Origin of the sequence: Methanothrix sp. (genome assembly GCA_029907715.1) — an archaeon.
In the GTDB taxonomy this organism is placed as follows: domain Archaea; phylum Halobacteriota; class Methanosarcinia; order Methanotrichales; family Methanotrichaceae; genus Methanothrix_B.
Genome location: JARYLI010000001.1, coordinates 151,978 through 178,371, shown reverse-complemented (window position 1 = coordinate 178,371; position 26,394 = coordinate 151,978). Strand labels below are relative to the sequence as shown.

Sequence of the window (26,394 nt, the reverse complement as noted above, 5' to 3'; positions counted from 1 at the left end):
GATGAATCCTGCCAGGTATGTGATCTCACTTTTTGTCATACTCTCGCTGAACTTCGCCATACCGAGGGCGATGCCCGGCGATACCATGACGAACCTCCTCGGCGAGGATGTGATTCTGAGCGATGATCTGGTGCAGGAGATGAGGAGAGAGATGGGGCTGGACCTGCCACTGAGAGAGCAGTACATCATGTACTGGAAGGAGATCCTGCGCCTGAATCTCGGCTACTCGTACCACTTCCATTCTCCGGTTCTGCCGCTCGTTCTGGGGAGGATGAAATGGACTCTGCTTCTTGCAGCTCCGCCTGTGATCACCGGGGCTCTTCTGGGAACGCTTCTCGGAGCGCTTGCCGGCTGGAGGAATAGCATGAGCTCTCGCCTGCAGACGTTCATCTTTCTCATCATCTACTCCACTCCACCCTACTTTCTGGCTATTCTATCCCTCTACATATTTGGTTTCCAGCTGGGCTGGGTTCCAATGAAGGGTTTTTACACCACAGGTTCTCCCGGAAACATAGTTCATCATATCATGCTTCCTGTGATCCTGATGAGCCTCTTCTCAGCCTCCCGGAACCACATGATCATGAGGGGAAGCGTGATCCAGGAGAGAAGGAGTCTGTATGCACTGTATGCGAGGGCAAAAGGACTCCACGACAGTCAGATCCTATTCAGGCATGTCTTCAGAAACGCAGCCCTTCCGATAATAACACTGATCGCTCTGGATTTTGGATTCATATTCAGCGGAGCACTTTTCATAGAGATGGTCTTCTCGATGCGTGGAATGGGGGATCTCATCTACAGCGCGCTTCTCTACAGGGATTACCCCGTGCTTCAGGGCTCGTTTCTCATAATAACCGTAATGGTGATAACAGCGAACATGTTCGCGGATGCACTCTATGGCCTTCTTGATCCGAGGGTGAGGGGCAGATGAGCTGTGGCTTCTCAGCATCAAAAAGATCTCTGCTATCAAATCCGGGGGCTCTGGTACTTCTCGCATTTCTGCTCATGGCGGTCCTCGCCCCGTACCTAGCTCCACACGATCCCTGGAAGCGGTATGAGCCGTACCTGAGCCCGAGCCGGGATCATCCTCTGGGGACCAACGACATGGGCAATGATATCCTCTCTGAGCTCATATTCGGATCGAGGGTTTCACTCGGCGTCGGTCTCGGATCTGCTATCATCGCCACCCTGATAGGAACCATTGCTGGAGCATCTGCAGGCTATTTCAGGGGATGGATGGACGAGGTGCTGATGGGAATCACTGACATATTCCTCATGATACCACAAATACCTCTGGTGATTGTTGTCGCCGCATTCCTGAAACCAAGCGCCATCATGATCACACTGTTAATGGGCCTCCTCTGGTGGACCTCGCTCGCCAGGATCGTGCGGTCCAGGGTTCTCCAGGTCAGGGAGATGGCGTTTGTGGAGGCTGCGAAGGTCATCGGGTTCTCTGACAGACATATAATCCTCACAGATATTCTGCCAAATACGATTCACGTGATCATGCCCAAATTCATGCTGACCGTTGCCTCAGCGATGATCGCCGAGGCCTCGCTGTCATTTCTGGGGCTGGGGGATCCGAACGCGAAGAGCTGGGGGATGATAATAAACTTCGCATTCTCAAGAGGTGGATTCTTAAATGGTTGCTGGTGGTGGTACATGCCGCCAGGGATATGCATAACGCTTTCAGTTCTTTCGCTCGTGAGCATGAGCATGCTCCTGGAGGAGGACAGGGTGACCGAGAATGTCGCTTCTTGAGTTGCACCAGCTTTCAGTCACCTTCGACACCCCTGCTGGCTCTGTGAAGGCAGCATCCGATGTCTCCCTGGCGCTCGATGAGCATGAAACGCTGGCGCTCGTGGGCGAGACCGGATGCGGGAAATCTGTGATTGCAAACGCTGTCCTGAGACTTCTCCCGGAGAATGCGAGGGTCACGGGCAGGGTGATCTACAGGGGGACGGATCTGATGAGGCTGAGCGAGCGGGAGATGTCGCGCATACGGGGCAGGGATATCGCGATCATATTCCAGAACCCATCTGCAGCCCTCAACCCCGTCCACAGAATACTGGATCAGGTCTCTGAACCGCTGCTGATCCATCTCGATCTCCCGAAACAGAGGGCCCTTCATGAGGCTGATGGGCTCCTCCGCGCCCTCGGACTGAACGGAGCCGGGCGTTTGTATCCATTTCAGCTCTCCGGCGGAATGAACCAGCGGGCTATGATCGCATGCTCTTCGATTCTCAGGCCCAGGGTACTGATAGCGGATGAGCCGACCAAGGGCCTGGATCAGGGAATGGTGGATGCTGCGCTGGGGCTGATCGGATCCGTGAGAGATGAGAGCGGTGCGTCCCTCATCATGATAACCCACGATCTCGATGTCGCCCTTTCGAGCTCAGACAGAATCGCTGTGATGTACTGCGGTGAGATCGTGGAGATGGGAAGAACAGAGGATGTGCTCTGCGATCCGGCGCATCCGTACACAAAAGCACTCCGTGAGAGCATGCCTGATCGCGGGTTCAGGCCCATACCTGGAAACACCCCATCGATGATCGATCCCCCTGAGGGATGCAGGTTCCATCCAAGGTGCCCGCTGAGGACAAGCGCATGCTCGCGTGAAAGGCCATCCCTCAACAAATCACGTGGAAGATCTGTGAGGTGCTGGAGGTGTACCTGAGGGCACAGAATGTGAGCAGGGTGTACCATGAAGGGCTGCTCCTCCGCAGAGAGCGGCATGTGCTCCGAAATGTCACACTTGAGGTCGAGGAAGGACAGACTATGGGGCTCTTCGGTCCCTCTGGATCGGGAAAGACGACTCTGGCGAGGATACTCGCAGGGCTTGAGCGCCCATCATCAGGAGCGGTGATCTTCAACGGCAGTGACCTGCGCGATATGAGAGGGCATGATTTCATAAGGTTCAGAAGAGCTGTGCAGATGGTGTTCCAGGATCCGGAATCATCGCTCAATCCGATGAAGACAATAGAGAGGTCCTTCCGGGAGGTGCTGGATCTGCTTGGAATACCGGGAGATGAGCATATGGAGATCATAAGAGATGCGCTGGAGGGTGTGGGGATGTCTGAGGAGGTTCTGTGCCGCTTTCCCAGGCAGCTCTCCGGGGGACAGAACCAGAGGATCGTGCTCGCCAGAGCTCTTCTGCTGAACCCGAAGATAGTGATACTGGATGAGCCCACATCCTCGCTGGACGTCTCGGTCCAGGCGCAGATCCTGAATCTCCTCAGGGATGTGCAGCGGAGAAGGGGCATGGGCTACCTCTACATCTCGCATCACCCTGCTGTGATAAGGTTCATGTCAGATCATGTCTGTGAGCTTCATGATGGTATGGTTGTGTTCAAGGGGCGGGTCGAAAAATGGAATTCTAGAGCCACAGTACCTCTGAGCCGCATGATTCCCACGATCGATGCTTGAACTGATGATCAGGTCCTGGTATCACTTCCACAATACCCCCTTGCCCATATCCTGAATGGAATGTGACTCGTAATTCTCGGGGCGCCTTAGAGGCATCCGTGCCCTCTGGAGCAGAATTGTGCCCAGGATCAGCGAGAGTCCAGCAGAGGTGATCAGAAACCCGGCTAGGACCTGCTCAAGAGCTGGCCGCATTTCAATTCCGAATATGCCTGCAAGGGCAGGCATTGAGAGCACAAAGGCTCCGGAGAGCATGAGAAAAAGACCGTTGCACAACCTGCGCTCTGCCCGTCTCTCCGGGGTTTCCACGGGCACACACCCCTTTTCGAGCAGATACATCCTCCTCCTGTGCTCCAGGTAGTAAACAAGCGCAAGAAGGGGTATACCCTCAGCGACCAGCAGGCCGAGAATCCAGTCGTTCAAGATCCCACGCATTGTATTTGATGCGGCTGCTGTATATAATCTTTTTGTCATATGAATTAAAATCTATTATTAATATTAATAATGTCACTAAATATGACAAATAAATTTTTATTCATGCAATATGACATAACATATTACAAATGATTAAGAAAATGCCCTTGCATACCCTGCTCGTCTGCATCGCTCTTGTGAGCGTCGCAGCTCTTGCTTCTGACCGCGGGAGCTGCAGCGGTTCTGGTGTAGAAGATACGAGCGCGGTGCATGTCTATGTGTTCAACAGAGATGATGATCGGCTTCGTATATCGCTGTTCATAGACGACAGACTCGTCGATTCAAAGGACGTCTCATCAGAGAGCGAGGCCGAATTCGGCATTTATGATCTGGAAAAAGGCGAGCACAGGTTCACGATAAGCTGGTGGGATGAGGATACGCGGAAGAGCTATGAATCATCTGTGACGACCGATGTAAAATATGAGACGCCAGTGACACTTTACACAGAGAAGAACGATGCACCGGAGAAGTTCTACCTGACAGTTCTGGTCAAGAATGAGAACGACAGGGATCTCGATGTGTGCCTCTATATCGACGATAAGTTCGAGAGGTGTGCAGCTGCCAGAAAGAACTCCATGACCGAGGTCGGCAAGATCAAGCTCGAGAGCGGCGGGCACAACATATCAGTGCGCTGGAAGGACCCAGACACAGAGATCGAGTACCGTAGGAGCAGGAGAGTTGATCTGATCCGGGACGATGCGGTGGTGGTATATGCTCCGAAGGGGGTTGTGATCAAAAAGGAGACTGGTCGCAGCAGAGCTCAGAACACTGAAACCCCTCTGGATTCCTCTCAGCCCTCTCAGAGCTCCATGAAAAGAGAACCTTCTGGCAGTGTGCACACCAACAGATCTGAGAACAGCTCTGTTAATACTGCTCCAAAGACCGATGAGGTGAGCGCCCTCAGAACGACAAAGCAGGCCGTTGCGAGGGAAGCAGCGGGGCAGAATCACGTTTTGAGTGATCAGATGTACATCTATGCCTTCATCATCGCCATTGCGGTTTATCTCCTGTCCAGGAGCTAGATCCGTCGTTTTGCTCCTGATCTCCGCTCATCTACTGGTGTCTGCATCATCGGGCTGGGGCGAGAGCATCCAGGCAGAGCTTCATCCGGGCGAGATGGTCGAGGTGGATGGTTATTCGATAGAGCTCTCCGACGTCTCTGTCGTGCCCGGAAATCCCGCTGTTCTTCTCAGCATTCACGGCAATGGCACCATATCCTCAGCTGTAATTAAGGAGGGCGAGCTTTTTGTCCTCAGGGACGAGCGCAGGAGGGAGAGGCTGGGAATCGAGTTGAAGGAGGTCTACAGGGAAGGATACCTCTTAAACGAATCCCGGGTGGTTCTGGGAGTCAGGATGGGACCACGACCTGAGATTGTAATCAGCATGGCCTCTGACAGGGACATCTATCATGCTGGAGATCGGATCGGAGTGGATGTGTTCGTGGAGAACAGAGGGGATGGGGACGCGGAGAACATCCGCCTGGACCTCGATCTCAACGAGCCCCCATCAGATACACTGACCATACCACAGGGAGATCTCAGAAGAGGCATGCGCAAATCTCTTCTGAAGTCGGGAGAGGTGTGGAGGGAGAGGATCAGCTTCCTGGCCCCCAGCCTTCCTGAGACTGTGAGTATTGAGGTGGTGGCGACAGCAGAATATCTGGATGCAGACGGCAACATTTACAGATCTGAATCTTTCATGCCCGTAACTGTGGCCGGACCTTTGGAGCTGCACAAGCATGTGCAGGATACACAGACCTTTGGCAGGACGTACTACGTGATCGATACGGTCAGGAACACAGGAAATGTTAAGCTGAATCTGAGTTTCATTGATGGCGCAGGAGACGCATTTCAATCCGAGAAGGCGCCTGAGCAGAGGTTCGAGCTCGCCCCAGGAGAGACTGAGATCATAAGCTACGCTGTGAAGGCCAGGCGCCCTGGCGAGGGTATGGTTCTACCACCTGCGAGCTGCAGTTACTCGATGGCAGGCAGCACTTACACCGTGATCTCTGAGAGCCCTGTTGTCGATGTGTTCGGGCCGCAGGTCGAGGCGAGACGTTATGTGGGAGATTCATCAGCTCCGGATGTGTTCCAGATACGCATGGATGTTAAAAATAGCGGCAACCGTTATGCAGGCATCCGCGCCTACAGAATGTTCCCGGAGGGCATCGAGATTTTGAACGGGAAGAACGACCTCAGCTTTGCTCTTGCTGCTGGCTCATCAAGAACCTTCTCCTGGTCGATCCGCTGCCGGAACGACTCCTGCATGCTTCCACCGTTTGACCTGATTTACTTTGATTCTGAGAACAACATGTTCCGCTGTGATGTTCCTTCTCTCAAGCTGGAGAAGAGATCCACGGAGATGCCGAATATGGGCAGGGAAAACAGCACAGAGCGCACCGAGGTTGAGGTCAGCGAGTCCGTCCGGAGTGGAGAGGTTGAATCATATTCATCCAGATTCGCGCTGGCGCTTCTTCTTTTGATCTCCGCTCTGGTATGGGTGAGATCCCTTTGAGGTATGCTGGTTTCGCTCTTATACGTGAGTATTCCTATTAACCCCCTTTTACGATCTGCCCATGTCGCTGAGTAATTTTATAGATGATTTTATATCAAAAAAGTTGGTTTTTAGGAATTCTCATTCGCTCTTATGTGCTTGGCAACATGTGGGTCGTACAATGTGGTTGCTGAACGCAATCATTCATTCACCAGGGATGCATAGCAGAACCAGTACCTCCATGGGTAAGTTATCATATGGATAAGAGCATTGGCCATATGCTATTGGATTCTCAAACAACATTCAACACAGCACGATATGACAAAAATGTGTGCGTTCAGCAACCCGCCACCACCGCTCCCAGGTAAATCCGCAAGAGCGCGATCTGAGCGCGATCTTTTACTGCGCCTGCAGAGGCTCACGCATTCTTAATATATCATACCGTGATTCTACCTCACATGATTGTATCTGTCTCACGCTCCTCCATCTCTGGAACTGTATGCGCGCCTCCGTCGAAGAGCTACACTCACAGAGCTGTGCTGATCACAGCGCTCTCTGATTCGGGATGCGTGCACAGACCGCTGATATCTGCAGACACCCGGGCCACGATAACGGCATGCGAGGCCTTTGGGGCCAGTGTGACTTTCAGAGGAGAATCTCTTGAGATTCAAGGGGTCTCCGGCACGCCCAGGACACCTGAGAATGTCATAGATGTTCTGAACTCCGGGACGACGCTCAGGTTCATGTCGGCGGTTGCAGCGCTCACAGACGGCGCAGTCCTCACAGGCGACAGCTCGATACGCAGCAGGCCGAACGGCCCGCTTCTCAAAGCGCTCAACGACCTCGGCGCTGAGGCGTTCTCCATAAGAGGGAACGATCGCGCTCCGCTTGTAATAAGAGGGAGGATCAGGGGCGGATCAACATCTCTGGATGGCAGCGTGAGCTCTCAGTTCCTCTCAGCCCTCCTGATAGCATGCCCTCTCTCAAGTGGCGATACGACGATCTCGATAAAGGGCGAGCTGAAGTCCAGGCCGTATGCCGAGATCACTCTGGATATCCTGAGAGATGCCGGGGCCCAGATACACGCTGATGGGAATCACTTCTTCATGCATGGGGGTCAGAGGTACAGGCTTCAGGAGTACACGGTTCCGGGTGATTTCTCATCCGCCTCGTATCCTCTGGCAGCGGCAGCTCTCGCAGGCACTGTGACCGTGCAGGGCCTGTTCCCCTCGAGGCAGGGCGATTCTGCGATAGTTGCGATTCTCAAAGATATGGGTGCAGACGTTTCATGGGATACCGCGAGGGGAGAGGTCAGGGTGTCGCGGGCAGATCTGAAGGGCACAGAGATAGATGCGAGCCTGACCCCGGATCTCGTGCCAACGCTTGCGGTGCTGGGGGCGGTGGCCGAGGGGCATACAGTTATAAAAAACGCGGAGCATGTCCGCCACAAGGAGACCGACAGGATCCATGCGATGGCGGTCGAGCTGACGAAGATGGGCGCAAAGATAAAGGAGAGACCTGACGGTCTGGAGATTGTGGGAGGAGAGCTGCATGGAGCGGATCTCCACGGGTACCACGACCACAGGATCGTGATGGCTCTGACCCTGGCAGGGATCGTGGCAGGCGATACAAGGATCGATACATCGGAATCAGTCGATGTATCCTATCCGGCGTTCTTTGAGGATATGAGAAGGCTTGGAGCGAATTTGCATATCAACGATCCTCTGGCCGGAGCAGGTTAACATGGAGTGATACAAAGCCGTATTTGCTCAATATCGTGAGCGTACTTGAGTTACTGATCAAGTGAAGCCGCTCTGGCGCAGCCGTTCATCCAGAAATCCTCCCATAGGGCAATTTACCTCAACGTATTGAGCATGTTCCAGTGGTCATCGGTTAAGGATTTTATGTAAATATATTGACCACGAAATTTGACAAATTGAGATCTCCCCCATAGTGGAGAGTTTGGTTCAAATCGACCGCCTGTGGACTTGAGTCCTGATAGCAGTACTGAGGATAAGACTATTAAGTCCAATTCTACACATGTCGATCTTAACCGATGACGCATGTCAACGCATTGAGCATGTTTCAAAAGCCGCATTCTACGCTATCTGAGATGAATTCCCGCACCAAAAATTCGCAGCAAGCGAGAGACGCACACGCGCAACATACCGTCCGGATCGCACCTTCCTCATAGAACCTGCTGGGTCGCAGGAACTCCATCAGGAAGGAGTACCGGATTTCAGCGTCCTCTTCACGCGACGCCTGTAGTAGCTTATCGGATGCCTTATGCGCCTGCAGAGCTCATCGCCACCAGGGCAGTTGCCGTATGTGAGCATTGTGGAGCACGATGGCGGCGTGTATCTCGTCCCTGTAGATCCGGCGATGTGCTCGATCTGGTATCTTGTCATCTCCTCATCGAAATCGGGGCTGTTGTTGAAAATGCCAATTATCTCCTCGACACCCAGATTTATGTTCAGAAGGAAGCTGGTGAGCGCGAATCTTGCTGTGTGTGCCAGGTTTCTGCCGGCAGCGAGCTGCTCCAGCAGCTCTCTCATGCACGGCGGCAGAGCATCTCTATTGAACTCTCCGAGATCCACCATGGCGTTCCGCTTCGATGATTCGAGCTCATCTCTTATGGATTTCAGCTGATCCGACAGGCCCTCGCATATGCTTCCGGCATCGAGCGGGAGCCCCTCCTGTATCCTGTCCTTGATCCTCTCCTCCATCAGGCGGAGCATCTCTTCGCGGGTGACTGTGAGATAGCCACGATCCAGGTTTCTGTTGATGAGCTTCCACTTCTGGCTTCTGAACCTTGCCGCTGACACCACAAAATCGACAAAGTGTATTCTGAATCTCTCCCCCTCTGATAGGGGTCGCATACCCAGATCTCTGGCAAGCTCCAGCACCTCTTCTGTATCCGAGATCCTCAGCCTCCTGTGGGCGAGCTTCGCCTCCGCCAGGACATAGCGTCTCAGAAGATAGTCATCGTCAATGCACGAGACGATCAGCCTGGCGAGAGGATACGACAGGAGCTCGACGTTCTGCCTCACGCTGTCAGACATGTCCGCATCCGGTATCTCTCCATGGAGCGCCCCGCGGACACGCTCAACTGCCCTGCGCCTGACAGGCTGGAACGCCCTGCTCCTGAGCACATCCTCAAGGGGGGCATCTATCCGCCTGATATCCTCTGCTGCTGCATGCGTGAACGGATACCAGAAATTCCTCATTCCTGCTCTATTCTGGGCGCCAGGAGGTAGCTGACGTGGACCTCATTCAGCCTGAAGCTGATCCGCAGCGGATAATCGATACCTATCTCGAGCTTCACCTCCGGGGCCTTTCCTATGGATTTGCTCATGTCAGAGAGGTAATCCAGGGAGAACAGTGATCTCGCCTCGCCTGGCTTCATGTCAAGAAGCTCGGAGCTGGGCATCGTGAGCCTGAGGGCGTCTATATCGCCCTTCGCCTCCATGTAGAACACATCATCCTTCACGCCCAGCACCACATGATCGCTTACCTTTTCCGCGGCTTTGATCGCTCGTCTGAACTCCGACCCCGGGATTGTCACATGCGCCGGCAGATCGAGCTCCGGAATCCTGGGCTCCTTGCGTATCGCGCTCGGATCTATCAGGCTCAGCGTGTATGAGAGAGAGCCGACACCTATCTTCAGCTTTCGCTCATCCTCGAGCAGCTCGAGCCGCACGCGCTCACCTCGATCGGCCATGCTCAGCAAATCACTCAGACGCACCAGATCGACCCCGATCTCTCCAGGGGTCGCCTGATAGAACTCGAACGCGGATGCATCGATCCTGAGTGAGACCATTGCGACGTTCGCCGGATCGACCGCTTTGAGCTCGATACCCTTCTCAGATATCGTAAACTTGACCTCATCGACCAAGGAAGATACTGCCTCGATCGCATCCCGCAGGGTTTCTGCATCAATAACTGCCTTCAGCATCCTAGCGCCTCCAGAAAAGAAAGTATCTAGTATTTAATATAGTTTTCCATGTGATCCATCACGGGACCTCCTGGCGTGCAGTGGTAGCGGAAACCTCCGCCCACAGGATCTGCATTCTCTTTTGATATGCCATCCGACCTGTAAAAGGCTCCGCTCCTGAGAGACGGTTTCCATGGAAACGACGACAGGCAGCGGCAAAGTAATGGCTGTATCTACGTATGGTGGATACAGCGCTGAATCCGATGCATGCGTAAGCTGAAATTGCATTTGAGTTTGGGTGTTGCATTTGGGTTGCAGCCCCCGAGGCTGGGTCTTGCAGACCGATGTCATCCGGCCTGTTGCAGCGGTGCATTCTCATCAGTGCATGCTCTGATCTTTATCTGGTCTTTAGGCCGGAGCAGCTGAGTCAGTCATACTCTCTCCACGTATTTCCACACTTTGTGCATCTGAAGAAGCGGACCTCAGACTCATCAGCGGCTCTCAGCTGCCTGAGCCACCAGTAGGCGGTATCGTTCCCGCACTCCGGGCACTTCGCTTTTGTTGTCGGCAGGCCTGCAGATTCCTGCTCAAGCACGGGCACAGACCTCTCGAGCTTGTTTGTCACTGAGACTATCGGGTTGTTCGAGCTCTTCGGTATCTTCATCCCGCACTTTCTGCATACCATCATCCCATCTCTGGGGATCATCATGCTCTTACACGCTGGACAGAACTCCATCGCCAGCTGGTCGACCCGTGCTATATTAAAGGTTGCGATTGTTGAGGTTGTGGTAACATCGTGCCAAAATGGAGGCGCAGAGCACAGCCAGGCGGCCAAGAGCGGTCGTGAGCTCGAGGGTCATCTGCTCGAATAGCGAACAGGCTGTCAGAATTCAGCGTGTACTGGCGGAATGCTGCGTGGGTCCGAGACGATGCGGATGATCTCAATGATACAGGTACATGACCAGCTCGAACCACTTGATGGATTCTGCTGAAATCTACGACTGCATAGAGGGGATTCCACAAATCTGGATGGGTTGAGCGTGCCGATTTCAATGATACAGGTACACGACCTCAATAACAGCGAGGAGCAGGATGACCTGCAATTCAAATGGGTGAAGCAGCGTCGGGACGAAAGATATGTATACAGGCCATCGACGCTATTATGGGATGGCCGAGATGCCGCTCAGCAGCCGGGCTATATGTATCTTTTTGCTGATCGTGCTGAGCATCGGCCATTCGTCCGCCGATGATGTCAACGATCTTTGGCTGCTGATCTCCAGCTATGAGGATATCGGCATAACAGTGCAGGACCTCGCGTTCTTTCTCGTCTCACATGGATACGATGCGACCCCTGAGAGGTCATATGTGACTGTCAGACTTCCCAGCGGTAAGGTCGTTTACCTCACGCCCAACGGAGGGGCTCCCAGACTGGCGGATCTCTGGATGGAGCAGCCGAAGAGCACAGGAATCATGCAGGTGATACCCATAGCAGAGATCCAGAAGGACAGATCTTACAACATGACAACCAATCAGGAGTTCGTCAAATCTGTGAGCAGGCTTACGATGTTTCCTGTGACCCCTCTGGGAATGTGCTACGACGGGTCCCAGAAGCTGGCAAATCTTTATACAGAGTTCGGGTATAACATAAGATACATGTACGACCCGAGCGGGTTTGAGAACCAGGGACATCTGTGGATAATCGTTGAAGATCCTGATAACATCGACAGATGGCTTGCAGTCGACAGCTACTACGGAGTTGTTACAGACAGCAGCTACTATAAAGCGCCGTACAGCTTCTCCGACATAAAGTACCTCGATTCTCTGAACCCAAAGTGGAGGTATGCCTGATTTGATGGTGTCACAAACCTGCCTTAAGCGGCCGGATATCATACCTGCGCCCAGGAGGTACCATGAATCCATGTTATAAAATAATAATTTTTACAATTTTGGTGAGCACCGCATATCCACTGGATATCTGTGATAGATCCGATCTTCGCTTCTCAGAGATGCGCGGTTGGGATCTCAGCGGAGCACATCTCAATCAGTCGGACCTGACGGGCGCGGATCTCAGGGGTGCAAACCTGAGTGGAGCATATCTGAGGTCCGCATGGCTTGTGAATGCAAACCTTGAGGGCGCGTCGCTGGCGGGCGCGGATCTGAGCATGGCGGATCTCAGCGGCGCGAACCTCAACGGCACAGATCTATCGAGGGCGAAGCTGAGGAACGCGCGGCTGAGCGGTGCGAGTCTCATCAGCGCAAATCTGACGATGGCAGACTGCACAGAGGCCATGATGGATGATGCATCTCTGAAGGATGCTGAGATGACGAGCACGAGGTTCTTCCGCACGGATCTGACAGGCGCGGCCTTCTCCGGTGCATCGCTGAGCCATGCGAACTTTGTCGGTGCTCATCTGAGCTGGGCTGACATGAGCAGTGGCAGATTCAGTAACAGCCAGTTCTCCAGGGCTGAGCTATACGGAGCGAATCTGACGGGCACGGATCTCAGCGGCTCTGACCTGACCCGATCATACATGATGAGGGCGAGAATGACCGGCGCAAACCTGAGGAGCGCCAGCCTGGATTATGCGGACCTCACAGAGGCGGATCTGAGAGGTGCGGACCTGAGCAGCTGCAAGATGCGCTACGCAGATCTCAGCGGGGCCAACCTGGCAGGTGCGGACGTCTCAGAGGTGGTGCTGGATTCTGTGAAGACGACGGGAGTGAACCTGAGCGGCGCGAACCTGTACAAAACATCGCTCTTCAACCTGGATCTCAGAGGCATCGATATGCATGGAGTGAAGATGAGGAAGGCAAAGATGGACACGGTCTTTCTCACAAACTCAAACCTGGCAGGGGCGGCGCTGAATGATGTGACAATGCACATGGTCGAGATGACGAACGTGGATCTGAGTGGGGCGAGCCTGCGCAACATTGAGTACGACGAGTTCACGCTGAGGTCGCTCAAAAAGGCCAACCTCGATGGTGCTTCTCTGGACGATCGCCTGAAGTCAGACCTGAGCGGGTGAGATCATGAGGTTCCTCATGCTCATCATGATGCTCGCTCTGCAGCCTGCTCTCCCCGCCAGTGCTGCAGATATCGAGGTTCAGCCCACCGGGTCTCTGGGAGATGCGCTCGATTCCGCATCTGATGGAGACACCATTTATCTCCAGCCAGGAATATACAGCGAGAGCCTGGCAGTCAATAAAACCGTGTGCATCACAGGTCAAGAGGGCGCGGTAATCGAAGGCGGGATCAGGATACTTGCGGATGGCGTGCTCCTGAGCGGCATCACAATCCGCGGTTCCGGAATAATCCTCAGCTCAAACGGCAGCCGGATAGATGGCTGCAATGTGAGCGGGTGTACAGGATCTGGGATCGTGATAACTGGCTCCGGCAGCAGCATCGTCAACAGCAGCATCACCAGAAACGGCCTAGTGGGTATCGAGATATGGGGAAGCAACAACACGGTACGGTGGAACAGAATCGATGCAAATGATGATTGTGGCATCATAGTACATGGTGCTGATAACGTACTGGAGGGCAATGCGATTCTGGAGAACCTCCATGACGGGGTGGAGATCGAGGGCTCCAGCAACCTGATCGCCGGGAACAACGTGTCCATGAGCCGTGGTGCTGGAATAGAGATTCTGAACATGTCCAGCGGTAATGTTGTGGAGGGCAATACCATCCATGGGAGCGGAGAGTGCGGCATAGAGGTCATCGAGTCCTACGAGAACAATATCACAGGAAACATCCTCAGGGGAAACGGTTTCGGGATAAAAACGGAGCGCGCGACAAACAATCTGATCTCAGGCAACACAGTCCACAACAGCGCGGAGGATGGCATCATCATCTCAGACGAGAGCAGGTGCAACACGGTTCACAAGAATAACGTGAGCAGCAACCACGTCGCCGGCGTGAGGATCAAGGGATCAAAGGATAACGTGGTTATCGGGAACAGTGTGCGCGGCAACGCAGTGGGTATAGACATATCCAGCTCTGAAAACAACACCATCCTTGGAAACTGTGTGGTGATGAATGGGGTGGGCATACACCTGGACATGTACAGCACGGACAACACGCTTTATCACAACGCGATGATCGACAACAGGCAGAGTGCTCTGGACAGCTCAGTGTACTACGGGAAGAACATGTGGGACAGCGGCAGCGAGGGCAACTACTACAGCGATCACATCTGCCAGGAGGTATGCGGTGCATATGAAATACCGAGCGGCGAGGATAGAAAAAACATCGACAGATTCCCGCTGAGCTCCTGGGATGAACGGCTCATGGATGTCGAGTTTGTATGGCCGGTCTCTGGATGCGTGCCTGCGTACGCGAAGGGCCTGGCCATATAAGAGCCACTCTTTCGCTCTTCTCATCTCCTTTTATATCTCTGAGCTGCTATAATCTCTCCAAGCCTCCCCAGATAAGTGCCGTCCAGAAGATATATTCTGGAGCGGCTCAGATCGATGAGCTTCATGAGCGGGCCCCTCTCATCGCCCATCTCATTCAGGGGCAGGCTGCCGCAGAGCGGGTTGAAGGCAGGCATGACCACAACCTCTTTCTTGTATTCCTCAGAGAATGCCCTCACCCAGACCCGCTCGCTCCTCGATGCTCCCAGCGGATCCACGAGCCTCACCGATGGATGGAGGTGCGCTGTGATTAGGGCTCTGGATGAGAGCACCTCCGGGTCAGGCCAGGTGTGGCCGTGGAAGTACCCGATGCCATCGATCACCACACCATCAGGCTCGCACACCTCAGCCCCGGGCGCAAGATCCCTGAGACCGGTATCGTGATTTCCCGGGACCAGGGTGACCTCCACGAGCTCAGAGAGGTTCCTGATGAAATCTGGCACCTCGATCCTCTCCTGCCAGCTCGTTCTGGGCACGTTGTGCTTCAGGTCGCCGAGCACGACCAGCCTCTCCGGTCTGTGTTCATCGATCATCCCCCGAAGCCGATCGAGCAGTTTTCCGGTCTGGCTTGGAACGTTCGCGCCTCCGAGCCACAGCTCGTACTCGATGCCGAGGTGCACATCCGCAACCACCATGGCCCTGTGTTTGCCCTCTGCGATGAGGACAGCATCTCCTGCGACCGGTAGAAACCTCACCTGAACCCACCCATTGCACCTGATCCCCTGCAGGTAATTTATGCATCGCACTTTTACGGGCAGAGGTCGAAGGCCGGCTCGGAGGATATCGATCTGATGAGCTCTGAGGCAGCCTGATCTCCCTGTAGATGTATCCACACGCTGCCCTCCGCGCCGCAGACGCCACCCGCTGCCATGATCTCTGCCTCTGCGCCTGTGAGCATGCGTATCGCATCGATCTCCGTTATTATCTCGCCCGGTACTGGAAGAAGACGCAGGCCCCTCGCTCCCGGTGCGTTCAGCCTGCGCGAGAGATCCATGAGGTCTGCGCTGACACGCTTCTCGAGGCCCACAGGTACAATCAGACCGACCCTGCGACCGACTGCGGCCTGGAGCGCGGCAACGATCGTCCCGCCCTGTGGATGCCCGACGAGGACTGCGGCCTGCCTGCGCTGGAGATCGAGCGCATTTGCGCCTTTTATTATCAGATCCCCCTCGGAGAGATCATCGACCACATCGAAGAGCGTCAGACCTCTCCTCCATTCTCCTTCTCTTATTATCACATCCCCGGGGAAGTCGCGTTCATCCGGAAGCCTGCCCGTCTCGCTGGTCTTCATCCATGGAGGAAGCGTGATGCCCCTGAAGAATCTGTGCCTCGAGAAACCCTCCCTCTGTCCGATCAGCTCCAGCAGCTCCTCAGCCACGTAACCGTTGGTGGTGCCTGCGATGATAACCACTGTGCCAGATCGCATCGCCTCACGGACCGCAGGATGCGCGGCCACAGCCCTTGCGATCAGACGCTTTCCAGCCGCTGGCGTTAAAACAAACTGGCTCATGATTTCAGATAAACATCTGGATGAAAAACGTTCTCTCAGGGAGGATGTGCATTGCGCCAGCGCGCATCAGAGCGGAGCTGCGCATCTGCTCTCCAGGGCTATCCAAGCTGCTGTGTTGAATAATTGATACCTAAAAGGTCGATGGCCATCGGTTTTACTATAATTGCAATTTGTATGAACTGGGTCTCTGCTATCAGATTTCAAACATCGCTCTTATGCATTCAACAACTTGTGGGTCATGCTTGGAGGTTGCTGAACGCGATCATTCCCCCGGAAGGAGGGCAGAGCAGGAGCGGTGTCTCTTTGGGCAAGTCATCAGATGGATAAGAGCGTTCAAACATTATTCAACACAGCACTCCAAGCCGCACTGAAAGCGATCCTCAGGCACGGACTGGTTTCAGCGAACCGCGGCATGTTCCACATGGAGTCTCGCAGTCACTCAAAATCGCCCTCGATCTCCCTGGGAGCTAGCAGAAGCTCCTTGAAGATGAGTATCTCTATCACCTGGGCCACATACCGTCTCTGCTGGAAGCGCAGGATGTCCTCATGCATCCTGAGCTCGCTGTCTATCTGCACCCTGAGGAGTGCCATGCGCAGCTCCTCCTTCTCAGGCTCACTGAGCGTGTTTCTCAGCGTGCAGAACTCCCTGAGCAGCTCCGGAAGCCTCATCGGGTTCTGAAGCACCTTCGCGAGCAGGAGTATGTAATCCCTGGCGTTCGCCGGGTTTCTCTCGCCTGTTAGAAGCTCAAGCTCTGAGATCCTGTAGACCTCTCCCTCTATGCTGATAATGTCCCCGTTCAATCCATATCACCCTGCGATACCATGCGTCTTCTGATGATGCTCTCGCAGATCCTGAGATCCTCAGGTGTATTTATGTTGATCGCGAGCTCGATCCTGTTCATGATGAGGTGGAAATCCTCCTGCTCCTCTGAGATATTCGATCCCCTGAGGATGTTCACGCCTGCCGGCACTATGAGCTCTCCCCAGTAGTTGAAGATCACGTCAGGCCGTCTGCCGAGGGATCTGTGGAGGCTCAGAGGGGTATGGACGGAGAGCGCAGGCTCCGGTCTGGATCTGTATACATCAATTACCTCTCTTATGATCTCCTCTGTGATGAGGGGAAGATCCGCCATTATCACCATCACAGGTCCATATATCCCCGATCTTTCAACAGCCTCGATCATATCGGGGATGTAGCCTGAGCCAGAGGTCTCTGTGACCTCCAAATCCTTCCCCAGAGACCATATTCTCGTCTCCGGTGTGGCGCTGGTCGTGGCCACGATCATCCTCCTGATCAGTGGTTTTATGGCGGAGACGACGTAATCGATCAGCGGTTTTCCGAAGAGACGGACCATCGGCTTCTCGCCCATTCCGAGCCGGGTGCCCCTGCCTCCGGCCATCACCACACAGTCCAGCCCGTCACCCCCAGCACGAGGGCTGCGCAGAGCGCTGTTGCCCTTCCAATCTCATTCGATGCGCCTATGCCATCGCCCGATCCACCGCCGAAGTTTCTCCTTGAGACGCGCGCCAGATGGAGTGCGGATAGTATGGAGAGCATCAGCATGATCACTCCTGCTGTCTTCAGGAGGAGAGCTGATGCGGTTGAGGAGATGATAAGCCCTGTGAGGAACTCCCTCTTCCCGGTCCTCTCTATCATGATCTGGCCCAGGCCTGCCTTAAACGGCTCTGTGAACGCTGCAAACGCCAGCATGGACTGCTTTGCTGAAATCTCTGAGACGACAAGAGCAGCTGGAAGAAGCACATGATCCATGGATCTGATCGCTGAGAAGAGCGCGAGGAGAACCAGTATCACGAACACAGCCCCTCCAGATCCGAGGTTCACGTCCTTCATGGCCTTTATCTTCTTCTCAGGGCTCCCGTGCGCGGTCACACCATCGCCGAAGTCTGCGAGGCCGTCTATGTGATTTATTCCACAGACCCAGTATATCGCGATCATTATGCAGATCGCGTTGATATCCGGGGGCAGGAATAGGCCGAGGAGATACGCCACTGCTGCGAAGATCAGGCCCAGGGAGAGCCCGATGATTGGAAAGATGTAGACATGCCTCATCAGGGCCTCGATCCCCTCCATTGATATGCCAACTGGTATCGTGGAGAGGAAGCCGAAGCCGGACCTAACTGCGAAGAGCAGATCTCTCAGCTGAATCCCGCCCTGGTGTACATGTTCGAGGAGACGCCACCGATGAGACCGCCGATCACATCGTCCATGAACGGGCCGAGCCTGGCGAGGATCCCGGGCTTTGCCTTATCATATCTGACATACTCGAATGTTCCCTTGTATCCGCCGATGTACTTCGCTATGCTCATGCCCAGCACCTCATCGGCTATGAGATACGTGAGATCCCTCTCGTAATCCTCCCCACTCAGATTGGGGAGCATTCTCATCCTTCCCCTCTCCTCCAGAAGAACCCCTGCGTATATGAGAAGCGCTAGGTTCGGGTCAGACAGCGCAATCTTCAGCTCCCTCCTGAACACAGCATCCGCCTTCTCGCGGGTCTCGACGCCTGGATGCGGGACGTACAGCTCCAGAGCGGTCGCGACTATCTCATCAACTGTAATACCCTCCTCCCTGAGAACCTCAACGATATCCATCACAACACCTCCCGGTGCGGGATGGCGGGAACTCCAGCCGTCCCTCAGGAGCAGCTGACGCCAGGCAGCATCGTTCACCACACACCCCTCAGATCTGCGGACTCATGCATCTCTGTTTTCATTCCTTCTGCTGTCACTGACACGAAAATCCAGGATTTCCATCTTTCGGCCGGTCACAGATGCAAGATGCTCTCAGCCAGCGGAAGTGATGATGGCGGAGAAAACGCTCATGGCGTGGAGGTAGTTCCAGCTGGAATATCAAACAGAGAATCTCTGGAGAGGATCAGCGTGAATGCGGGGCGAGACCGCTGTGTCACAACTGGAACATCAAAGATAGTGGTATCTCTCCTAGACTCCGCCATCCCTTATCGCATTCCTTAGCGCAGCTCCGAGGGCCTTCATCGCCGAAATGATCTTCTCCCTGTCATCGCCGCCGTCTGCGATAACGTGGAGCGTGAAAGATCCGTTGTATGCCATGGACCTCATGAAGTGCTCCAGGTTCTCCAGCGCCATTCCGCCGATGCTCTCAGAGGAGAGCTTCAGAATCGCTTTGAACCCCGGAGCCCCAAAGCTCACTGCAGCCAGAGCGGTGCAGTCCCCATACGGCACTATCGCGCTGCCGGTGCCGCTCTTCACTGCTGAAAGACAGCTTCCAAGTGTTATCCCGACGTCTTCAACGAGGTGGTGATCTCCGGTCGCATCGCCTCTGGCTCTGATTCTGATATCGAAACGCCCTGATGCTGCGAGCATTCTCAGCATGTCGTCCAGAAGCTCGACGCCTGTGGAGACCTCGGCCTCCCCTGTGCCGTGGAGATCCATGTGAACATCCACATCAGTCTCGTATGTGGTGCGGCGTGCTGATGGTGTCATAGCTTCTCTATGTGTACCTCTCCCTCAAACCCGACGAGCTCTGCGCCATCGTCTGTTCCGTGAATCTCCACCCCGTCCATCTCCTCGGCCCCGCAGAGCACATCCTGCTCCGGATGGGTTCCGGGCTGTATTCTGCAGCTCAAGCGCGTCCTCTTTCCCACAGATACTACCACCCTGAGCCTTGGGGAGGCTGGATGCCCCTTCGGGAGCACTATGAGCGGAGAGCCGAGCTCGCGGATGTGGAATATCGTGCATCTCAGCCCCCGCTCAATGGCCTCGCCGGTGCCGAATGAGGATGCGACTATGAGATCATCTGGATCTGTGAATAAAACGATCTCCTCCCGGTCGGTCTCAAGAAAGAAATGCCTGCCAAGCGTCCTGGCTAATGCCAGTGTTCCCGTGCTGCCACGAAGGTACGCTATCTCGTCGTCTGCGATCCTGATCTTCATCTCTCGAGCTTTACGTTCCTGGATTTGCATGAGGGGCACATCGGCCTTTTGCCCATCCCCTTGAACTTGTTTCCGCAGTCCAGGCATATGTAATCCTTGGCAGACAGGCCCTCCTCAATCGCGCCGAGATCCGGGCCACCTCCAACTGTGCACATTCAATCTCACCTCCAGGAGTCTGTTTGTTGCAAACATATTTAACTTGCGGGAGTGGGCCGGCAATCAGATGGTCTCATCGCCTCAGGACAGCCCAGACGCAGGAGCACTGCAGCTGCAGGCGTCAGTGATGCTGACTATGGGGAAGCCGCGCTTTTCCGGTCAGGACCTGCAGAGCTCTTCCAGCACCGCCCTGATACTCTCCCTGAACTCATCGAGGGTACGGTCGTTGCATATTCTCATCTCGGCTGCAGCTATCGCCTCGCCCATCCCCCAGCCGAGCTCCCGGGCATCGCGCCTCTTCAGTGCCTCAGAGAGGTCTTCGCAATTCTTATCGTCAGGTCTGCCTCTGGATGCGATCCTCCTCTGTCTCTGTTCAGGAGGGGTGAATATCTCGATGAGATGGAATCGATCTGCCACCGATTTGAAGTACTCCACCTCTGCACCGCTCCTTATTCCATCAACCACGATCGTTTCATCCCTGCCCACACCTTCTAAACACCTTCTAGCGATCGCGTCCTCCCCATCGGCTCGCCTGAGCTCATCCCCCACCATCCCGTGGTTTGCATCTGTCGGCTCCAGACCTCTTCTCCTTGCCTCTGCCCTGATCACGTCACCCATAACCACGACCCTGATGCCCATCTCCCTCGCCACATCAGATGCCACGCTCTTTCCGGAGCCGGGCATCCCCACGAACCCGATGATCCTCAAGGAACGCTCCTCCTCATGGATCTGATCCTGACGTTAAACTTTAACGATCGCGCAAACCTCCTGAGATCCTCCTCAGAGACGGGCTCGAACTCGCCGCGTGGAGGGATGCCCTGCTGCAGGACGACCGACTCGAGGGAGCGGGGTGCCACATGCTGCAGAAGATCGGAGATCTCCTTCAGCTCATCCTCCGAGGGCATCCCGGGGAAGACGGTGATCCTTATCTCGAACGGTACATGATTCTCCACAATCACATCCAGGCTCCTGAGAACCCGCTGGAGTGTGTCTCTGCGCTGATACCCCGTTGCCCTGAGGTACGCATCCTCCCTGGGGGCTGCCTTGATGTCGAGAAAGACCATGCGCAGATATCCCTCGGATATCAGAGCCTCAAGGGTCTCCGGATGGTAACCGTTCGTCTCGACCCCCAGATCGAGGCCGCGTGCGTTTACCTCTCGCGCTATAGCAAGGGCAGCCTCTCTCTGCGCGAGCGGCTCACCTCCTGAGAGAACGACGGAGTCGATGCGCAGAGATCCGCTGAACTCGTGGAGTATGCTCTGGCCCGCGCCCCTTCTGGGAAAGAGGCGATCCATCAGCTCTGAGATGTCCACAGGTGTCCATCCGCTCTGAAGCTCCGCGTTCTGGCAGAACGGACATCTGAATGGACACCCTCTCAGAAAGATCACTGCAGAGACCCTCCCCGGCCAGTCAACAGTGGAGAGTGGCACGATTCCACCGAGGTTCACCATCATCATCTGCCCTCCTTCCAGTTTTTCGAGACCTGCCGGTCCAACTTAATCGGAGGTCGCAGGCCCTGCTCACCGAACGTACTGTCAGGGATCGGTGCTCGCTGGCAGGATACTTCTTTAATCATGCAGGCTCCTGTGATGCTGATCGTAGCTGTCGAATAAGATCAAAGCCTATAAAGTTACTTCACTGAGATTCATGTCGTTTGCTCGTATCACTGAGATCAACAGTATGTGGCACTGCAAAATTCGCGATCAGCTCTCTATTTGCTTGACAACCTGGAGGTTGTGTAATGTGGTCGATGAAAGCGCTCATTCAATCACCACGCATTCGGCATAGTCGAAGGGTTTCGACAGTTTCGACTTCGTCGAAACGCTTCGACGCATTCGAAGATAAGTCGAAACGAACGCATAGCAGAACCACCGTCTCCTCTGTAGAGCCATCAGATGGATAAGAGCGGCGTTTATGCCAGTGGACGTCGGTTCCTGAAATGCCATTCAGCGTTCTTGGCCCGCAGTTCGCAGTCGTCCCAAAGATTCCATGTGATCCATCCCGGCAGTCTCACAGAAGCTTTCTGCACTCGACCTTCATGCAGCAGCCCACCACAACGTTGAAGCCCTCGTCTGCGAGCTCCCTTACCACGGTCATGTCCTCAGTGCCCGGCTGGAACCAGACGGTCCTGCATCCCTTTGCTCTGATCTCCTCCGCCACCTCCCTGGCTGCGGATGGCCTTCTGAACACGTCCACGATGTCTATATCAACCGGTATGTCTCTTAGTGATGCATAGACACGCTCCCCCAGGATCTCCTCCCCCGCATGGTTCGGATTGACGAAGAACATCCTGAAGCCGTACGTCCTTACCACCAGCGATACGAAGAAGCTGGGCTTGTGGGGATCGGTGGAGGCGCCCAGCACCGCCACAGTCCTGGACCCTTTTAACACCTTTTTCAGTTCTTCCTCACCCCTCAGAATGGGCACGGATCACACCCGCCTCACAACAGGGCATGTCACGCTCTTCCAGCCCGCCAGACCTCCGAGAACAACCGCTATGCTCTTCCAGCCATGCCTCTTGAGGAACGATGCTGCCACCATGGAGCGCATGCCGCTGCCGCAGAATATGTAGACCGCTCTCTCTCTGGGCACCTCGTCCATCCTGCGGGGCAGCTGTGTGACATGGATGTGATGCGCTCCGGTTATGCTCTCCTCAGAGACCTCCTCATCTGATCGCACATCGAGTATCCATGCCTTGCCGCCCTGGTCCAGATGCCTGCATAGCTCCTGGACGGTCACGGTTCTCACAGAGCTGCTCTCGAGACCGGCCATGTGCCAGGCCAGCATTCCCCCACTGAGGTATCCTGAGATATCATCATAGCCCATTCTCATCAGAACTCTGGCCGCCCTCTCGATCTCATCGCCCACCAGGATTAACGGCATATCATAAGATAAAAACCATCCTGCGAGTGCGGACAGCCCATCCATCCATATGAACTGCGATGCCGGTATGTGGGCCCCGCCGTATGCCACCTCAGATCTTGTATCAAGAATAACACACTCATCGAGAGCTTCTCTGACCACCTCCGGGGAGAGGGGAGGGATGGCACTCCTATTGAGCCTGTGACCCTTTATGTTCAGCTCCTCCATCCGCCTGAAGTACGGGGGCCTCTCGAGCTCAACAGCAACAGTTCTGACGAACTCAGCCCTGCTTCCCGCCCTCAGCTTCGGGTTGTGGAGCCGCTCCATCCCCACCGTCGTCCAGGGGCGGTCAGTTATCGCAGACCCGCAGACAGAGCCAGCCCCATGCGCCGGGCAGAGGAGGACACCATCGCCCAGCGGGAGTATTCTCTGAAAGATGCTCTCGTAGAGCATGCCCGCAAGCTCCTCAGCGCGGTCCATGCCGAGGAGATCAACGCGCCCGACATCGCCCGCGAAGATCGCATCTCCGGTGAAGACCGCATGTGGAACCCCGGCGCGATCCTTCAGAAGGTAGGCCATAGAGCCGAGCGTGTGGCCGGGCGCTGATATCGCCTCGATCTGCCAGGAGCCGATCTGCCATACCTGCCCATCTCTGGCGGGCGCGCCGTACAGGTAATCGAGCTCAGGATCCGCGTGCCAGACAGATGCTCCCGTAAGGGCGGAGAGCTCAACGGAACCTATGACGTAGTCCTCATTCCTGTGCGTCTCAAGGATGTCTGTTATGCGCATACCGTTTCTCGAGGCTATATCCACATAAACATCGCAATCCAGCCTCGGATCTATGACAACAGCGCTCCCGCGGTCGCCCACGATGTACGAGTGATGCGCCAGACCCTCGGATGATATCCTCTCAAAGAGCATGCTCTCACCATGGATTCGGGCCTGTGACCGTCGGGTTCTCCGGATAGGAGGACCACTCCGTGAAGGACCCCTCGTAGATCCTGACATCCGGATGTCCGAGATAGTATTTGAAGAACAGATACTCGTTTGTTGCCTCCCTGCCCGTGCCGCAGTATACGATTATCCTCCTGCCCTTCAGGTCGAAGCCGCCAATCAGGGATCTCAGCTCCTCATCATCCCGGAGAAGACGGCTGTTCTTCTCCGTCATCAACCGCCTCCATGGAAGGCTGTGTGCGCCGGGGATGTGCCCTGGCTTGATCCACATGGCCTGTCCCTCATACGATGAGACAGGCCTTGCATCGAATATAATGACATCATCTCTTCCCATAATGCTCCTCAGCTCATCCATCTCCACAAAGTGCTCGCGTCTTATCTCAGATCTGAAGCCACCCTCCTGGACATCAGGAAATTCCTTCGTCAGCTTCCGTCCGGACTCCATCCAGCTCTCGATGCCACCATCCAGTATGTGCACCATGCGGTGGCCGAAGCGCACGAGCGCGTACGCGACCATGGTCTGCTCCAGACCATCGCCAATCCCCGCGGCACATCTGCTGTAAACTCCAGGGCCGCTGTAGACAACCACCGGCACATCTCCGGATATCCCCATGCTTCTGAACACAGCCTCTATCGACTCTGCCGGCACGAAGCTGGCCGGCTGCCTCCTGCGTGCAACCCTCAGAAGCCCCTCGTTCATGTAAACAGCCCCGGGGATGTGGCCCATTATGTAGTCATGCACATTCGGCTGGACATCAATTGTTCGAACATTATCCATGTTTTCATCCAGCCAGTCCGGAGATACCCACCTGACCTCACCTTTTGAGGGATACGGATACTCTCTCATGGAACTCAAACCCCACTCAGCAACAGAACTGCAGCATACTGTTCTTACAGGATTCTATTTCAATGTATCGAGAGCTGATCTGCGAATGTTCAGTCCAGAAATCTTTGACAATCATATTGCAAATATTGAGATTGTTGGTTTTACTGCTCTGTTACGGTATCTCGAACCGTTGAGGTAAATTGCCCTCTTGGCGGATTTCTGGATAAACGACCATGCCCGATGATAGCCGGCTTCACTTGAGCAGTAACTCAATTATAGTCCTTTGCGTCACTTCATGTAAATCCATTTAAAATCTAATGGATGTGTCATACTTTATAGATGATTTTATGTGGCGTGCAATATTATATCAACTTATACGGAATACTATAAGCTCACGATATTGACAAATACGTTATCTCACGCAGGATGGTTGTTATGTGAAGTTAGGACTCTAGAACAGAACACCATGAAAAAGTCACAAAAATTTTTATAACATAAAATTATAATCGCATATCATGCCATCGTGGAAAATTCTTGTTCCTGTCGTTCTCTCGCTTTTGCTCTCAGGCGGGCTGGCTGAGGAGTGGATCGAAGGCGAGGGAGAGACCCCGGTTTCAGGGGAGGTATCGTATGCGCAGGATGTAAGCGCGGGACAGTCTGCCAGCGACTCCGCCCCGGAGGCGCTCATGAGCTTTGATCTGGAGCAGAATCAGCCTCAGGCTGTCTACTTCGGCAGCAGGGAGGTGAGCTTCTCATCGTACAGATCAATGCTATCAGGCGCGAACATGCTCTGGATCGCAGACGGTCGCGCGTGGAGGCAGTACACGACCTGCCCGCTGGGCGGCACGGTCTCACTGGTTGCGACAGCGCCGTATGCGGGACCTGGAGACCTCATCGAGATATACCCGAGCGGGAGCACGAACACCAGGAGGTACTGGTTCGGCACATACAGCTATCTTAGCTTCTATGCTGATACCCCGGGCCGGCACATACTGCTCTTTGTTAAGGACAACCTCCCGAGCAGTGCTGTGATCATTGATGTAACAGGCGGCAGGTACATCCCTCCGGATTACGCCGGGCTTGCCATGATCACCGTGACCTCAGGCACTCTCAGGGGATTTGATGTCGTTGTCGATGATACATATCGATACAGAGACGTAGATGATGGGTTGATCGATGGCACCATCAGCTTCACAGTTCTGGGCAACATGAACCACAAGATCGCGGTCTCCAGGGGCGGATACCGCTACGTCCAGACAAGATACTTCGCCGCAGGGAGGTCGTACATGCTGAGAATATAATCGGGGTTCCTCCCTGTGATGTTCGCAGGAAAAGCATGACGAAGGCATGCAGCAGCAATCCTGCCTCAGCCTGGATCTGAGATGACATGCAGCTGTACCGGTGCGCATCAGAGCGC

The 26,394-nt window shown here is 54.7% G+C and carries 29 protein-coding genes; 11 read left to right on the top strand and 18 right to left on the bottom strand.

Annotated features, from left to right (window positions below):
* The first annotated feature begins 1 nt into the window (after position 1).
* From QHG98_00800 to QHG98_00785, 4 genes are read left to right on the top strand one after another with little or no spacing between them, the layout of a single operon-like run.
* The gene (locus QHG98_00800; protein MDH7596273.1) at positions 2-928 is read left to right on the top strand and encodes an ABC transporter permease; all 927 of its coding nucleotides are present in this window, start codon (positions 2-4) and stop codon (positions 926-928) included.
* Positions 925-1,758 carry an ABC transporter permease gene (locus QHG98_00795; GenBank protein ID MDH7596272.1) on the top strand — a complete coding sequence of 278 codons (834 nt, stop codon included), beginning with the start codon at positions 925-927 and terminating at the stop codon, positions 1,756-1,758. Before QHG98_00800 ends, QHG98_00795 begins: the two co-directional genes overlap by 4 nt.
* Positions 1,745-2,674 carry an ABC transporter ATP-binding protein gene (locus tag QHG98_00790; GenBank protein MDH7596271.1) on the top strand — a complete coding sequence of 310 codons (930 nt, stop codon included), beginning with the start codon at positions 1,745-1,747 and terminating at the stop codon, positions 2,672-2,674. Before QHG98_00795 ends, QHG98_00790 begins: the two co-directional genes overlap by 14 nt.
* Complete coding sequence (locus QHG98_00785; protein MDH7596270.1) at positions 2,665-3,423, top strand: dipeptide/oligopeptide/nickel ABC transporter ATP-binding protein; 759 nt, start codon at positions 2,665-2,667, stop codon at positions 3,421-3,423. Before QHG98_00790 ends, QHG98_00785 begins: the two co-directional genes overlap by 10 nt.
* A gap of 21 nt (positions 3,424-3,444) precedes the next feature.
* Here the strand turns inward: QHG98_00785 and QHG98_00780 are convergent, their stop codons facing one another.
* The gene (locus tag QHG98_00780) at positions 3,445-3,855 is read right to left on the bottom strand and encodes a hypothetical protein (protein ID MDH7596269.1); all 411 of its coding nucleotides are present in this window, start codon (positions 3,853-3,855) and stop codon (positions 3,445-3,447) included.
* 128 nt (positions 3,856-3,983) lie between these two features.
* Here QHG98_00780 and QHG98_00775 point away from each other — a divergent pair, with 128 nt between their 5' ends.
* The 3 genes from QHG98_00775 to aroA all read left to right on the top strand — a co-directional run bounded on the left by QHG98_00775 (position 3,984) and on the right by aroA (position 8,129).
* On the top strand, positions 3,984-4,916 hold the full coding sequence (locus tag QHG98_00775) for a hypothetical protein (protein ID MDH7596268.1): 933 nt from the start codon (positions 3,984-3,986) through the stop codon (positions 4,914-4,916).
* Between the two features lie 10 nt (positions 4,917-4,926).
* The gene (locus QHG98_00770) at positions 4,927-6,408 is read left to right on the top strand and encodes a hypothetical protein (GenBank protein MDH7596267.1); all 1,482 of its coding nucleotides are present in this window, start codon (positions 4,927-4,929) and stop codon (positions 6,406-6,408) included.
* 437 nt (positions 6,409-6,845) lie between these two features.
* Positions 6,846-8,129, top strand: a complete 1,284-nt coding sequence (gene aroA, locus QHG98_00765; GenBank protein MDH7596266.1) for a 3-phosphoshikimate 1-carboxyvinyltransferase — start codon at positions 6,846-6,848, stop codon at positions 8,127-8,129.
* A 477-nt stretch (positions 8,130-8,606) separates the two neighbouring features.
* Here the strand turns inward: aroA and priL are convergent, their stop codons facing one another.
* The 3 genes from priL to QHG98_00750 all read right to left on the bottom strand — a co-directional run bounded on the left by priL (position 8,607) and on the right by QHG98_00750 (position 11,057).
* Positions 8,607-9,614 carry a DNA primase regulatory subunit PriL gene (gene priL / locus QHG98_00760; protein ID MDH7596265.1) on the bottom strand — a complete coding sequence of 336 codons (1,008 nt, stop codon included), beginning with the start codon at positions 9,612-9,614 and terminating at the stop codon, positions 8,607-8,609.
* Entirely contained in the window at positions 9,611-10,342 is a 732-nt protein-coding gene (locus tag QHG98_00755) for a DNA polymerase sliding clamp (protein ID MDH7596264.1), read from the bottom strand. The genes priL and QHG98_00755 overlap by 4 nt, the downstream gene beginning before the upstream one ends.
* Before the next feature lie 406 nt (positions 10,343-10,748).
* Positions 10,749-11,057: a transcription factor S gene (locus QHG98_00750; GenBank protein ID MDH7596263.1), complete on the bottom strand. Its 309-nt coding sequence runs from the start codon at positions 11,055-11,057 to the stop codon at positions 10,749-10,751.
* Between the two features lie 431 nt (positions 11,058-11,488).
* On the opposite strand from QHG98_00750, the gene QHG98_00745 reads away from it, so the two are divergent.
* The 3 genes from QHG98_00745 to QHG98_00735 all read left to right on the top strand — a co-directional run bounded on the left by QHG98_00745 (position 11,489) and on the right by QHG98_00735 (position 14,680).
* Positions 11,489-12,169: a hypothetical protein gene (locus QHG98_00745; protein ID MDH7596262.1), complete on the top strand. Its 681-nt coding sequence runs from the start codon at positions 11,489-11,491 to the stop codon at positions 12,167-12,169.
* A 101-nt stretch (positions 12,170-12,270) separates the two neighbouring features.
* Positions 12,271-13,347, top strand: a complete 1,077-nt coding sequence (locus QHG98_00740) for a pentapeptide repeat-containing protein (protein ID MDH7596261.1) — start codon at positions 12,271-12,273, stop codon at positions 13,345-13,347.
* Positions 13,348-13,351: 4 nt separating this feature from the next.
* The gene (locus QHG98_00735) at positions 13,352-14,680 is read left to right on the top strand and encodes a NosD domain-containing protein (protein ID MDH7596260.1); all 1,329 of its coding nucleotides are present in this window, start codon (positions 13,352-13,354) and stop codon (positions 14,678-14,680) included.
* A gap of 20 nt (positions 14,681-14,700) precedes the next feature.
* Here QHG98_00735 and QHG98_00730 read toward each other — a convergent pair whose 3' ends face one another.
* From QHG98_00730 to QHG98_00665, 14 genes are all read right to left on the bottom strand, one after another.
* A complete protein-coding gene (locus QHG98_00730) occupies positions 14,701-15,432 on the bottom strand; it encodes a metallophosphoesterase (protein ID MDH7596259.1) in 732 nt (243 codons plus the stop codon).
* 53 nt (positions 15,433-15,485) lie between these two features.
* Positions 15,486-16,247 carry a hypothetical protein gene (locus QHG98_00725; GenBank protein ID MDH7596258.1) on the bottom strand — a complete coding sequence of 254 codons (762 nt, stop codon included), beginning with the start codon at positions 16,245-16,247 and terminating at the stop codon, positions 15,486-15,488.
* Positions 16,248-16,682: 435 nt separating this feature from the next.
* Positions 16,683-17,048: a hypothetical protein gene (locus QHG98_00720; GenBank protein MDH7596257.1), complete on the bottom strand. Its 366-nt coding sequence runs from the start codon at positions 17,046-17,048 to the stop codon at positions 16,683-16,685.
* Positions 17,045-17,647 carry an NTP transferase domain-containing protein gene (locus tag QHG98_00715; GenBank protein MDH7596256.1) on the bottom strand — a complete coding sequence of 201 codons (603 nt, stop codon included), beginning with the start codon at positions 17,645-17,647 and terminating at the stop codon, positions 17,045-17,047. Before QHG98_00715 ends, QHG98_00720 begins: the two co-directional genes overlap by 4 nt.
* Positions 17,647-18,399, bottom strand: coding sequence for an adenosylcobinamide-GDP ribazoletransferase (gene cobS, locus QHG98_00710; protein ID MDH7596255.1), 753 nt, complete (start codon positions 18,397-18,399; stop codon positions 17,647-17,649). The genes QHG98_00715 and cobS overlap by 1 nt, the downstream gene beginning before the upstream one ends.
* 5 nt (positions 18,400-18,404) lie before the next feature.
* Positions 18,405-18,938: an alpha-ribazole phosphatase CobZ gene (cobZ, locus tag QHG98_00705; protein MDH7596254.1), complete on the bottom strand. Its 534-nt coding sequence runs from the start codon at positions 18,936-18,938 to the stop codon at positions 18,405-18,407.
* 270 nt (positions 18,939-19,208) lie between these two features.
* Complete coding sequence (locus QHG98_00700; GenBank protein ID MDH7596253.1) at positions 19,209-19,730, bottom strand: imidazoleglycerol-phosphate dehydratase; 522 nt, start codon at positions 19,728-19,730, stop codon at positions 19,209-19,211.
* Positions 19,727-20,179, bottom strand: coding sequence for a hypothetical protein (locus QHG98_00695; GenBank protein MDH7596252.1), 453 nt, complete (start codon positions 20,177-20,179; stop codon positions 19,727-19,729). Before QHG98_00695 ends, QHG98_00700 begins: the two co-directional genes overlap by 4 nt.
* Positions 20,176-20,334 carry a hypothetical protein gene (locus tag QHG98_00690; GenBank protein MDH7596251.1) on the bottom strand — a complete coding sequence of 53 codons (159 nt, stop codon included), beginning with the start codon at positions 20,332-20,334 and terminating at the stop codon, positions 20,176-20,178. Before QHG98_00690 ends, QHG98_00695 begins: the two co-directional genes overlap by 4 nt.
* 160 nt (positions 20,335-20,494) lie before the next feature.
* Positions 20,495-21,043: an AAA family ATPase gene (locus tag QHG98_00685; protein ID MDH7596250.1), complete on the bottom strand. Its 549-nt coding sequence runs from the start codon at positions 21,041-21,043 to the stop codon at positions 20,495-20,497.
* Complete coding sequence (locus QHG98_00680; GenBank protein MDH7596249.1) at positions 21,040-21,792, bottom strand: anaerobic ribonucleoside-triphosphate reductase activating protein; 753 nt, start codon at positions 21,790-21,792, stop codon at positions 21,040-21,042. The genes QHG98_00685 and QHG98_00680 overlap by 4 nt, the downstream gene beginning before the upstream one ends.
* A gap of 553 nt (positions 21,793-22,345) precedes the next feature.
* On the bottom strand, positions 22,346-22,762 hold the full coding sequence (locus QHG98_00675; protein MDH7596248.1) for a CoA-binding protein: 417 nt from the start codon (positions 22,760-22,762) through the stop codon (positions 22,346-22,348).
* A gap of 3 nt (positions 22,763-22,765) precedes the next feature.
* Positions 22,766-24,118: a rhodanese-like domain-containing protein gene (locus tag QHG98_00670; protein ID MDH7596247.1), complete on the bottom strand. Its 1,353-nt coding sequence runs from the start codon at positions 24,116-24,118 to the stop codon at positions 22,766-22,768.
* 4 nt (positions 24,119-24,122) lie between these two features.
* Entirely contained in the window at positions 24,123-24,998 is an 876-nt protein-coding gene (locus QHG98_00665; GenBank protein MDH7596246.1) for a sulfurtransferase, read from the bottom strand.
* 494 nt (positions 24,999-25,492) lie between these two features.
* On the opposite strand from QHG98_00665, the gene QHG98_00660 reads away from it, so the two are divergent.
* The gene (locus QHG98_00660; GenBank protein MDH7596245.1) at positions 25,493-26,278 is read left to right on the top strand and encodes a hypothetical protein; all 786 of its coding nucleotides are present in this window, start codon (positions 25,493-25,495) and stop codon (positions 26,276-26,278) included.
* Positions 26,279-26,394: the final 116 nt, after the last annotated feature.